General features: G+C 69.0%; 10 protein-coding genes. 1 reads left to right on the top strand and 9 read right to left on the bottom strand.

Annotation, left to right across the window (positions count from 1 at the left end):
• Positions 1-43: 43 nt before the first annotated feature.
• The 8 genes from QC826_RS26005 to QC826_RS26040 form a co-directional block, all read right to left on the bottom strand.
• Positions 44-481 carry a c-type cytochrome gene (locus tag QC826_RS26005; protein ID WP_279763069.1) on the bottom strand — a complete coding sequence of 146 codons (438 nt, stop codon included), beginning with the start codon at positions 479-481 and terminating at the stop codon, positions 44-46.
• A complete protein-coding gene (locus QC826_RS26010; protein WP_279763070.1) occupies positions 478-2,067 on the bottom strand; it encodes a flavin monoamine oxidase family protein in 1,590 nt (529 codons plus the stop codon). Before QC826_RS26010 ends, QC826_RS26005 begins: the two co-directional genes overlap by 4 nt.
• Before the next feature lie 548 nt (positions 2,068-2,615).
• Positions 2,616-3,008 carry a Mu transposase C-terminal domain-containing protein gene (locus QC826_RS26015; RefSeq protein ID WP_279763071.1) on the bottom strand — a complete coding sequence of 131 codons (393 nt, stop codon included), beginning with the start codon at positions 3,006-3,008 and terminating at the stop codon, positions 2,616-2,618.
• Positions 2,972-4,453 carry a helix-turn-helix domain-containing protein gene (locus QC826_RS26020; RefSeq protein WP_279763072.1) on the bottom strand — a complete coding sequence of 494 codons (1,482 nt, stop codon included), beginning with the start codon at positions 4,451-4,453 and terminating at the stop codon, positions 2,972-2,974. Before QC826_RS26020 ends, QC826_RS26015 begins: the two co-directional genes overlap by 37 nt.
• A 300-nt stretch (positions 4,454-4,753) precedes the next feature.
• Positions 4,754-7,012, bottom strand: a complete 2,259-nt coding sequence (locus QC826_RS26025) for a DEAD/DEAH box helicase (protein ID WP_279763073.1) — start codon at positions 7,010-7,012, stop codon at positions 4,754-4,756.
• Positions 7,013-7,240: 228 nt separating this feature from the next.
• Entirely contained in the window at positions 7,241-7,591 is a 351-nt protein-coding gene (locus QC826_RS26030; protein WP_279763074.1) for a hypothetical protein, read from the bottom strand.
• A 101-nt stretch (positions 7,592-7,692) separates the two neighbouring features.
• Complete coding sequence (locus QC826_RS26035) at positions 7,693-8,085, bottom strand: hypothetical protein (protein ID WP_279763075.1); 393 nt, start codon at positions 8,083-8,085, stop codon at positions 7,693-7,695.
• 131 nt (positions 8,086-8,216) lie between these two features.
• Positions 8,217-9,026 (bottom strand): SDR family oxidoreductase, encoded by an 810-nt coding sequence (locus QC826_RS26040; protein ID WP_279763076.1) that lies wholly within the window; start codon positions 9,024-9,026, stop codon positions 8,217-8,219.
• Positions 9,027-9,346: 320 nt separating this feature from the next.
• Here QC826_RS26040 and QC826_RS26045 point away from each other — a divergent pair, with 320 nt between their 5' ends.
• Entirely contained in the window at positions 9,347-10,975 is a 1,629-nt protein-coding gene (locus QC826_RS26045; protein WP_279763077.1) for a M28 family peptidase, read from the top strand.
• Positions 10,976-11,011: 36 nt separating this feature from the next.
• On the opposite strand, the gene QC826_RS26050 is transcribed toward QC826_RS26045, so the two are convergent.
• Positions 11,012-11,422: an SRPBCC family protein gene (locus QC826_RS26050; protein ID WP_279763078.1), complete on the bottom strand. Its 411-nt coding sequence runs from the start codon at positions 11,420-11,422 to the stop codon at positions 11,012-11,014.
• Between the last annotated feature and the right edge of the window lie 48 nt (positions 11,423-11,470).

The raw sequence follows: 11,470 nt of genomic DNA on the forward strand, positions 1-11,470 counted from the left end.
CCATCAAAAAGTAGTGCCCGGAGAAGTGCGCGCTGTGTGCGGCTCAGTGTTTGTTGGACATCTGGCCGTTGTTGTAGTGGTCGACCTGCAGCGCGTCGCGCTGCGCCAGCACCTCGGCCTCGGCCAGCGGCGCGCCGGTGTTGCCCCAGTTGGAGCGCACGAAGCTGAGCACGGCGGCGATGTCGCGGTCGCTCAGGCTGGCGCTGAAGTCGGGCATGCCGCCGCGCCCCTTCAACAGCACGGCGGCCACCTCGCCGGCGCGGCCCTGCACGAAGGCGTTGCCGGCCAGCGCGGGGAAGGCGCCGGGGATGCCGCGCCCGCCGGCCTGGTGGCAGGCGGCGCAGTTCTTCATGAACAGCGCCTTGCCGTCGGCCGCCAGGGGCGGCGTTGGCGGCGCCGCTTGCGCCGAGGCGCCCGCCGCGCCGGCGCAGCCGGCCGCCAGCAGCAGCGCGGCGATCAGGGAATGCCGGCGGCGGCTCATGCGCCGGCCCTTTCGTGCAGCCGGGCGATCTGCTGCCAGGCCGACTCGATGGCGCCGGCCTGCCAGCCGGTCAGGTGGCTCATGTGTTCGCCGGCCAGCAGCACCCTGCCCTCGCCCTCCAGCAGCAGCGGATAGGCGCTGGCGCGGTTCTTGTCGTTCCACTCGGCCCAGCCGCCCAGGCTGTACTGCACGCGGTGCCAGGCCACCGAGAAGGCCGCCTCGAACGAGGCGCGGTAGGCCGGGAAGATCCGCTGGCCGGCGGCGAGCGCGAACTCGGCGCGCTCGGCCGGCGTCAACGCGCTCATTTCGATGGCGGCGGTTTGGTAGTTGTAATAGCCGAGGAGCACGCCCTTTTTCTTCTGCCATCCGGTAGAAGGCAGGGAGATTGTATTGATCCCTTGCAGATCGGTGAGTACGTGGCCGCCATAGATGTGATCCTCCTCTTCCCAAAAACGCCGCTTCATTTGCAGACCGATCTTGCCCACCGGCGCGTAGGCCACCGCCTTGACCGCCTGCTTGAATTTGTCGGAAAAATCCGTGTCGATATTGCGCAGCACCGACAAGGGAATCGTGCACAGGCAGAAATCGGCGGCCAGCTTGCCGGCCTTGCCGCTGCGCGTGTCCTTGAAGGTGACGCTGACGCCAGCCGCGTCCTGGCGGATGCTCGTCACCTCGGTCTGGTAGCGCACCTTTTTGCCGATCCGCTTTTCGAAGGCCTTGGCCAGTTGGTCCATGCCGCCGACCGGCTGGAACATGGTGTTCTGCATCGGGAAGTCCTGCACCGCGCTGTACACCTTGCCCACCTTGGACGCCAGCAGCTGCTTGAAGCCGAGCGGGTCGGACGGCGTGCCGGCGCCGGGCAGCAGGCCGGCGCCGGGGTTGACGCTGAAGCCGCGCCCGCTGCGGCCCTTGTACCGCAGGTCGGCGCCGGCCAGCTGGCCCTCGTGCGCCAGATAGTCGAGCAGCAGGTGCTGGTCGTCGGCGCTCAGCTCGGCGTCGAGCTGGTGGTTCTTGACCGACTTGGCCAGCAGCTCGGCGGTGTGGCCGCGCAGGTCGGCCTTCAGCGCGGCCGGACGCAGGCGCTGCCTCGACAGCGGGCCGGCGTCCTCCAGGTAGACGATGGAGTGGTCGTTGTCGTTGACCATCACCTCCAGCTGCACCTCGAACAGGCGGGTGTAATGCAGCGTCGACTGGTGGTGGTAGGGGATGCGCCAGGGGCCGTGGTTGATGTACTCGCCCCGGTCGAACTGGCAGGTCTGCGCCTCGCCGCCCAGCTCCTGCAGGGTGTAGCCCTGGCGCGCCGTCTGGCAGCGCCCCCCGGCGAAGGCGCGCGCCTCGATGATCTGGCAGTCGTAGCCAAGCTTGCCCAGTTCGAAGGCGGCGGTCATGCCGGCCAGGCCGGCGCCCAGGATCAGCACGCGCTTGCCCTTGCCGCTGCCGCTCAACTGCGGCGGCGCGGCGGCCGTGGAGGCGATGCCCATGCCCCAGGCGTTCATGGTGTTGAGCAGCAGTCCGGTGCCGCCGACGGCGGCGGCGCGGTACAAAAAATCCCTGCGGGTGAACGACGTCTTGTTTGCACTATCCATCTGCTTCCTCACATTGAGTTGCCGAAAAAACCGTGGGACAACTGCCGATCCCATAGGCCTTCTCTAGCAATCGCTGTGCCACAAACTCACGAAAACTAACAGGCCGCTTGTTATTCTTGGTTGGTAAAATAAACTAGCTTCCTGCAAGTCTGGCGTGCTGAAAACAAAGTCGTTTCCCCGCGCCGGCTTGGTGGCGCGGGCCGGCGCTGCCGCGCGCGGCGGCATGGCCGGCGGCGACAATCTTTATTTAACCGCCACAGACTTTTTTTTCCCGCCGCGCCGCGCCGCTTGCGCGCGCCCAGGCGGACGCAGGGCGCGCGCATGGGCGCGAGCGATTGATGCACCGCACCATGGCGATGCATGCACTGGAAAATGGATGGGCATGTGCACACTGTCGGACAGCGTGCGCGGATTCGGAAAACGCTGGATAGGCGGGGAAAAGGACTGCACCGGGAGCGGCGGGAACATGCGGGAAGTGTGGCATGCACGGGAAGCGTGGGACGCACAGGAAGGCGCGCCGGCCAAGCCGGCGCCGGTGATGCTCGCGCTTAGCCGGCGGCGAGCAGCGGCAGATCGGCGCCGCGCGCCGGCTGGCGCCGCAGGTGCTGCTCGGCCATTTCCGCCGCCGCCGCATGCGTCGGCGCCGCGTCGCCATGCAGCGGATGGCAGGCGTGGAACTGCATCGGTGCGGCGGCGTCGAGCAGATAGACCAGCCCAAGGTCGCTCGGGTCGCAGGCCAGCCGCACCTGCCATTGGCCGCGTTGGCGCGCGCGCTCGAACCAGCGCTGTTCGATGGCGCGGGCGCAGGTGTACAGCCGGCCGCGCAGCAGGATGCCGTCGGCCGTCACGCTGGCCGTCGCCAGCGGCAGCAGGCAACAGCGCAGCAGCTGCTCGGGATAGCTCTTCAGGCCGGCGCCGCGATGGCGCAGGCCCGATCCCACAGCGCGCGCGGCGCCGGCGCGTCCTTGCGCGCCGCGCCGCCACTGCGGTTGTGGTGCAGCACCGCCTCGAGCACGACGCGGCTGAACTGGCGCAGATCGAGCACGCCGTCGAGCCGGTCGGCGCCGCCCTCCTCGCCCGGCGCCAGCAGCTTGAAACGGCGCGCCAGCGTGGCCTTCCAGTCGGCCGGGCCGTCGGCCACCGGCCGGCAGCGCACGTTGAAGTTGTGCAGCAGCGTGTCGTCGTTCCAGCCGGCGCTCAGCGCCGATTGCACCAGCAAGGTCTCCGGCAAGTGCCACACCGGCCACTCGGCGGCGTCGATGGCTCGGCCCAGGCCGGCGCAGTAGCGCTGCTTGTCGGCGCCGCAGTTGGCCAGGGCCAGCATGGCGCCGTCCCAGCCGGCCGGCTCCAGGCTGGCGTAGACGCCGGCGACCATGCCGCTGAAGCAGTCGCTCACCACATACAACAGCGGCCGGCCCGCCAACACCGTGCGGTCGGTGGACGACACCAGTTGCAGCTCGGCGCGCACGGCCTCGACGTAGTAGCTGGCGCCGGGCCGGCCGGGTGCCGCCGCCAGGTCCGCCGGCGGCGCCATGCCGTCGGCATCGGCGTCGGCGACGGACAAGGGCGGGTGGCCGGCGTCGGCCTTGCCGGCGCGCGGGCGCAGCTGCGGCGGCCGGTCGTCGTCCTGCTCCAGCCAGTAGTTGAACTGGCCGAAGCTGGGCAGCACCGCGATGGCCGCGCCGGCCGGCAGCACCCGTCCGCTGTCGAGGTCAATGCGGCGGCCGTCGAAGAAGTCGCGCAGCATGGCGCGGTAGGCGCCCCGGCGCGAGAATTTTGCGTGCTCGGCGGCGTACAGCGCCGTCGCCACGCGGAACACGCGGCGCAGCGCCAGGTCGGTGTTCAGGCCTGGATCGGCGCCGGCCTTGCGCGGCCGGCCGCGCTTGACGCCCTCCGAGGCGGCCCGCTCCTTGCCGCGTCCGCCGGAGTTGGCGTAGTCGGGCAGCAGCGCGTTGGGCGTCTGGCCGCGCTGCCAGTAGCGCCGCAGGTAGCGGTAGATGGTGGGATGCGACACGCCGTGCAGCGCGGTGGCCTCGGCGATCAGTTGGCCGCGCAGGCGCGCCAGGAAAATGGCCGGCTCGCGCCGCGTCAAGCCCTCGACGATGCGCCAGGCCTGCTCGCGCAGTTGCAGGTGTTTGGCCGGCAGCAGCTCGGGCTGCGCCACCACCAAATAGGGGTCGTCGGCCAGCACCACGGCGCGGCCGGCGCGCACGTCGTCGGCCAGCCGGGCCAGCGCGACCGGTTCCACCTCGGCCGAGGTGGCGGCGACGTCGAACACATAGCCGTGGCGCTGCTCGGCGTCTATCCACAGCAGGCGCACGGTGCGCGCCGGCGGCGCGGCGTAGCGCAGCAGGTCGTTGCGGCGCAAGGTCAGCGGCGCCGGCATCAGCGGCAATTCCTCAACATGTTCATATCACGAGCTCCAATGGTGGGAACGGCGCGCCGGAACGCGGCGGCACGGTCATCGATGCCTGTTTTCGGGGAAGTTGAACTTGACGATGCAATAAGCGGGCCAGCGGCCGGCGCGGCCGCCGCCCCCTGCGCCGGGCGGCGGCACGCCTGCGCGCGCACCGAAACGGCCTTGTTGTGGTGCGGCGCGGCCGCCCGCGCACCGCCGCCGTGCGCCGGCGACGGTCGAAAAAAAGGGAGCCGAAGCTCCCTTTCTATTTAGCCGACCGACGCGCGATCAATACGACTTCGGTCCCTTGGACTTGAACTTGTCGCTCTTGGCGCCAGGTGCGGGCTTTTTCGGCGGGGTCGCTTTGGCCGACTCCGGCGGCATCTTGTCGGCGTGGCTGATGCGCAGCTGCTGGCCGCCCACCCACACTTTGCCCAGGTGCTGGAAGACGTCGTCCGGCATACCGGCCGGCAGTTCCAACATGCTGTAGCTGTCGAAGATCTCGATGCGGCCGATGTGCTTGGCTTCCAGGCCCGCCTCGTTGGCGATGGCGCCGACGATATTGCTAGGCGTGGCGGCCTGGTCGCTGCCCACCTCGATGCGGAAGGCGGTCATCGGCAGCAGGGCCTTGCCCGGCTTTTCCTTTTTCTTCTTCGGTGCGGCGTCGAAGTCGGTCGGCTCGACCTGGGCGGCCTTGGCCAGCGGCGAGGCGGCCGGACGCGGCGCGGCCGGTGCGGCGGCGGCGCGCGGCGCGGCGGCCGGCGCGGCGAAGCTGCGCTGCGACGGCACGGCGGCGGCCGGTGCCGCGCTCGGCGTTTCGCCGTCGCGGCTGATGCGCAGCAGCTGGCCGGCGACCTTGATCGCGCCCAGGTGCTCCATCACGTCGCTCGGCAGGTCGTTCGGCATGTCGAGTACGCTGTAGTCGTCGTAGATCTCGATGCGGCCGATGTTCTTGGAGTCGATGCCGCCCTCGTTGGCGATGGCGCCGACGATGTTGCCCGGCTTGACGCCGTGCTGGTAGCCGACTTCGATGCGGAAGGTCTGCATGCCTGGATCGGCGGCGCGCACGATGCGCTCTTTTTTAGGGAAACGCTCGCTGCGGTCCGGACGGTCGCCGCGATCGCCACGGTCGCCACGGTCGAAGCGGTCGCCGCGCTCGGGGCGGTCGAAGCTGGCCTGGCGCACAGGACGCTCTTCCCACTGGGCGGCGCTGGCGGCCTGCTGTTTTTTATCCAGCAGCAGAGGCACGTCGCCGCGCGCCATCTTGGCCAGCGCGGCGGCGATCTCGATCGCCGGGATGTTCTGTTCGCGCTCGAAGTCCTCGATCAGCGACTGGAACTGTTCCAGTTCGCCCAGCGCCAGCGTTTCGCTGATCTGCGATTTGAACTTGGCGATGCGCACGTCGTTGACGGCCTGGATCGACGGCAGTTCGAGCATGCTGATCGGCTGGCGGGTCGAGCGTTCGATCGCCTTCAGCAGGTTTTTCTCGCGCGGGGTGATGAACAGGATCGCCTCGCCGCTGCGGCCGGCGCGGCCGGTGCGGCCGATGCGGTGGGTGTAGCTTTCCGGATCATGCGGCACGTCGTAGTTGACCACGTGGCTGATGCGCTCGACGTCCAGGCCGCGCGCGGCCACGTCGGTCGCCACCAGGATGTCGATCTTGCCGTCCTTGAGCTGCTGGATGGTGCGCTCGCGCTGCGCCTGCTGGATGTCGCCGTTGATGGCGGCGGCGGAGAAACCGCGCGCCTGCAGCTTGCTGGCCAGCTCCTCGGTGCCCAGCTTGGTGCGCGAGAAGATGATCATGCCGTCGAAGTTCTCGGCCTCGAGGATGCGGGTCAGCGCGTCGAGCTTGTGCATGCCCGACACCAGCCAGTAGCGCTGGCGGATGTTCTCGGCGGTGCCGGTCTTGGCGGCCACCGTGATTTCCTTCGGGTTGCGCAGGTAGGTGTTGGCGATGCGGCGGATGGCCGACGGCATGGTGGCCGAGAACAGCGCGGTCTGGCGCGAGTCCGGGGTCTCCTGCAGGATGCGTTCGACGTCGTCGATGAAGCCCATGCGCAGCATCTCGTCGGCCTCGTCGAGCACCAGCGTTTTCAGCTTGGACAGGTCGAGCGAACCCTTGTCGAGGTGGTCGATGACGCGGCCCGGGGTGCCGACCACGACGTGCACGCCACGGCGCAGCGCCGACAGTTGCGGGCCGTAGCTCTGGCCGCCGTAGATCGGCAGCACGTGGAAGCCGGGGATGTGCGAGGCGTAGGTCTGGAAGGCCTCGGCCACCTGGATCGCCAGTTCGCGGGTCGGCGCCAGCACCAGCGCCTGCGGCGAGGTTTGCTTGATGTCGATGCGCGACAGGATCGGCAGCGCGAAGGCGGCGGTTTTGCCGGTGCCGGTTTGCGCCTGGCCGAGCACGTCCAGGTTTTCCAGCAGCAGGGGGATGGTCGCGGCCTGGATCGGCGACGGCGACTCGTAGCCGACATCCTTCAGGGCCTTGATGAGCGGCTCGCTGAGGTTGAGGTCGGAGAAAAGGGAAATGGGTGTTTCAGACATGGCGTCACTCACAAGTATGTTCGAATCGCCTAATTGCGAAAGAAATTTGTGCGTAGTTTACTCCCTCCCGGCCAAACAGGCGCAAAGTTCGCCAGAAAATGCCGTTTTCCCGCCCGTTTCGCTATCAAAACAGCAGAATTGGCATCCAAACACCGCTCGCCGAGCCCGCCACATGAAAAAACAGGGTCCCTTGCGGAACCCTGTCTGCTCACTGCGCGAAGCGCGCAATTACTTGGCTGGAGCGGCTGCCGGTGCGGCTTTGGCTTCGGCGCTGGCGGCTTCGGCGTGGGCCTTGGCCTTGGCTTTCTTGGCCTTGCTGTGCGCCTTCACCTTGGCGACCTTCTCGTCGGCCTTGGCGCCGGCCACGTCTTCCTTGGCGCTGGCGACGGTCTTGGCTTCTTTCGCCTCGGCGTTCACCACGGCTTTGGTTTCCTTGGCGTCGGCCTTGGCCACAGCCTTGGTCTCCTTGGCCTGGGCCACGGCCGGGGTGCTGGCGGCCGGTGCGCTGGCGGCTGGCGCTTGAGCGAAGGCGGCGGTGGCGAACAGGGAGGCGATCAGGGTAGCGATAATCTTGGTCATGATATAAATCCTTTATACAGTTTTAGGGTAGGGCCGGGACGATTCCCGGCGATGCTGCATGTGCTGCGGCGATACTGGTTCGGTGCGGCGGGCTGACTTGATTACTTGACCGCCGCGGTGGCTGCGGCGCTGGCCGGGGCGACTTCCTTGCTGCCGACCTTGGCGTCGTCCTTGTGGGCGTCCTTGTGAGCTTTGTGGTGGACCTTGGCCTTGGCGGCGTGGCCGTCGGCCGGTGCGCTGGCGGCGGCGCTGCCGGCGGCGCTGCCGGCGGCGGCTGCGCTGGCGGCGGGCTTGGCTTCCTTGGATTCTTTTACTTCGGTTTTTTGCGCTGCTTTGACTTCTTTAACTTCGGTTTTCTTGATGTCCTTTTGTTCCTTGACTTCGCCCTTGGCGGCGACCGGGGCGCCGGCTGCTGGAGCGCTGGCGGCGGGGGCTTGGGCGAATGCGGCGGTAGCGAACAGGCCGGCGATCAGGGAAGCGATGATTTTGCTCATGGTGGTAATCCTTGTCTGTTGTTGAGTGGCCGGGACAATTCCCGTGTCATGAGCGAAAAACGCGGCCCACAGGGACCGCGTTGACGAGGCTTACATCCGCTTACCGAGTCTTACATCCGCTTACAACTGGTTCAGGCCTGCGGTTTGACGTCGTCCTTCAGCGCCGCCAGCGCCATGTACTCCACCAGGCCGGGGGCGATCAGCTTGAGCCAGCGCCCCAGCTTGCCCTTGGCCGACATCACCACCTCGCGCCGGCGCGCCTGCATGGCGGCGACGATCAGGCCGGCGCAGCGCTCCACCGACATGGCCTTGTCCTCCTTCAGGCTGCTGCTGCCCAGCGCGCCGCCGGCGGCGTTGAAGCCGCGGTGGCGGATCTGCGTCGCCACCACGCCGGGGTAGGCGATGGTGACGCTGACGCCGGCCGGCTTGAGCTCGGCGCGCAGGCCCTCGAAGAAGCCGGCCATGGCGAACTTGCTGGCGTTGTAGGCGGTGCGGCCGGGCACGCCGATCAGGCCGGCCAGCGAGGAGACCGCGACGATGCTGCCGCGCGACTGCTTCAAGTAGGGCAGCGCGGCGTGGGTGCACCAGACGCTGCCCCACAGGTTGATGCGCATCAGCTCCTCGTACCAGCCCAGGTCCGGCACCTCCTCGAACAGCGCGTGGGCCGAGCGGCCGGCGTTGTTGACCAGCGCGTCGATGCGGCCGAAGCGCGCCACCGTGGCGGCGACCAGCGCCACGCACTGCGCCTGCACCGACACGTCGGTCGGCACCACCAGCGTCTGCGCGCCGGCGGCGGCGCAGTCGGCGGCGACCCGCTGCAGCAGTTCCAGATTGCGCGCCGCCAGCACCAGCGCCACGCCGGCGCCGTGGCGGCGCGCCAGCTGGCGCGCCATTTCGGCGCCGATGCCGTCCGAACTTCCCGTGATGACGATGACGCGCATGCTCTCCCCCCGCTGTGAATTGTGAGCGTCCGATGCTACCCGAATCGCCTGCGCCGGTGCGGATTATCGGTTTCTTCACATGCTGATTGGATGGCGAGCCGAACCCCTCCAGCAGAGGGGTCTGACCCCGAAAGGGGTCAGACCCCGGCTTCCGCGTCCCGGGGTAGGGGTGAAGAACGGCGGGTGGCCAGGGCGCCCGACAAGCGGACCGAATGCAGTAATATAGGCGCGCCACCACGGTCACGGCACCGGGGCGGCAATCGACAAACCCGTCGCGGCCCGTCGGCCGCCGTTCGCCAACCACACATCTCGGAGTCCCCATGCGCCCTTCCCTGTTAGCCCTCGCCGTCGGCCTGACCCTGTCCAGCAGCGCCGTCCTGGCCCAGCAAGCCCCCGCGCTGAGCGAGGCGCCGCTGCGCGCCCACCTGTCGCTGCTGGCCGACGACCTGTTCGAGGGACGCGGCACCGGCCAGCGCGGCGGCGACCTGGCGGTGCGCTACCTGGAGACCCAGGCGGCGCTGATCGGCCTCAAGCCGCTGCTGGCCGGCGGCTACCGCCAGGCGGTGCGCATCGAGGGCAGCAAGCTGCTGGCCGGCAGCGCGGTCACCTTCCAGGCCGGCCGCCAAAGCATCACGCCGCTGCCCGGCAAGGACATCGTCTTCGGCACCGCCGGCGGCAAGAGCGACGTGCGGCTCGACGCGCCGCTGGTCTTCGTCGGCTACGGCGTGCGCGCCGAGGAGGAGCGCTGGGACGACTACAAGGGCGTCGACCTGAAGGGCAAGATCCTGGTCATGATGGTCAACGACCCGCAGCCGACCGAGGCCGAGCCGAACCGCTTCGCCGGCAAGGCCTACACCTACTACGGCCGCTGGCTGTACAAGTTCGAGGAGGCGGTGCGCCAGGGCGCCGCCGGCGTGCTGCTGATCCACACCACGGCCTCGGCCAGCTACCCGTGGAGCGTGCCGGCCAACGGCTTCAGCCACGAGCGCTTCCACCTGGCCGGCGCCGGCAACCCGCTCGAGGGCTGGCTGCAGGAGGACGCCGCGCGCGCCCTGTTCGCCGCCGCCGGCCACGACCTCGACGCCATGCGGGCGCGCGCCGAAACGCGCGAGTTCACCCCGGTCGAGCTGAACATCGCCGTGCACGCCGAGGTGCGCAGCACCATCCGCCAGGTCGAGCAGTTCAACGTGCTCGGCGTGGTTCCCGGCAGCGACGCCAGACTGAAACACGAGGCGGTGGTGTATTCGGCGCACTGGGACCACCTCGGCATGGACGAGGGCACGCGGCGCGACGACGCCAGCGACCACACCTGGAACGGCGCCATCGACAACGCCTCCGGCGCGGCGGCGCTGCTGGCCATGGCCGCCGAGGCGGTCAAGCACCCGGCCAAGCGCAGCCAGATCTTCCTGTGGCCGGCGGCCGAGGAGCAGGGCCTGCTGGGCAGCGCCGCCTACGTGGCGCGGCCGGCCTGGCCGCTGAAGGACACCCTGGCCGACCTGAACCTGGACAGCATGAACTTCGTCGGCAAGACGCGCGACATCGGCGTCGCCGGCGCCGAGCGCAGCAGCCTGTACGCCAGCGCCGGCCAGGTGGCCAAGAAGATGGGGCTGAAGCTGGCGCCGACCATTCCCGACCTGTCGGGCGCCTACTTCCGCGCCGACCACTTCAACTTCGCCAAGGCCGGCGTGCCGGCCTTCAACGTCGGCTCGGCGGTGTTCTCCGGCGACGGCCACTTCGACTTCGTCAACCAGCCGCAGAAGTCGGCCGCCCGCCTGGTCGCCTTCAAGAACGACTACCACCAGGTCAGCGACGAGTACCACGCCGACTGGGACTTGGGCGGCATGCTGCAGCAGGCCCAGTTCACCCTCAACCTGGGCTACGCGCTGGCCAACGGCGCGAGCCGGCCGAGCTGGAAGGCGGGCGACGCCTTCGGCAAGGTCAAGCGCTGAGGCGCCGCGTAGCCGGGGAACCGGGGCGGGTCCGCCTCAAGCGCCGAGCGCGCGCTTGAGGTCGTCCAGGCCGCCCTGGTAGATCTGCCGCAGCGCGGCGCCTATGCGATCCTCGTCCTCGGCCGCCGCGTAGAAGGTGCTCGACCACTCGACCAGGCAGTCGGCCTCGCCGGGGCCGACCTGCACGGTGGCCTGGTAGTTGGTCACCGGCAGCGGCGAGGCGACGATCGAGTAGCTGTAGCGGCGCTCCTGTTCGGAGAAGCTCTCCAGGCGCTCGACGATGATGTCGCCGTCGGCCGCCTCCAGCCGGCGCACGCGGCCGCCCTCGTGCAGCGTGCTGTTGCGGATCGAGCGGCACCAGTCGGGCATGCCGTTGAAGCCGCCGACCATCTGCCAGACGCGGTCGGCCGAGGCGGCCAGCTGGATTGAAACCGATATTTTCGACATGCTTTTTCCTTCACTTCACTTCACTTCACTTCACTTCACGGGCCGGCC

The sequence above is a fragment of the Rugamonas sp. DEMB1 genome (assembly GCF_029834475.1).
Classification (GTDB): Bacteria; Pseudomonadota; Gammaproteobacteria; order Burkholderiales; family Burkholderiaceae_D; genus Rugamonas; species Rugamonas rubra.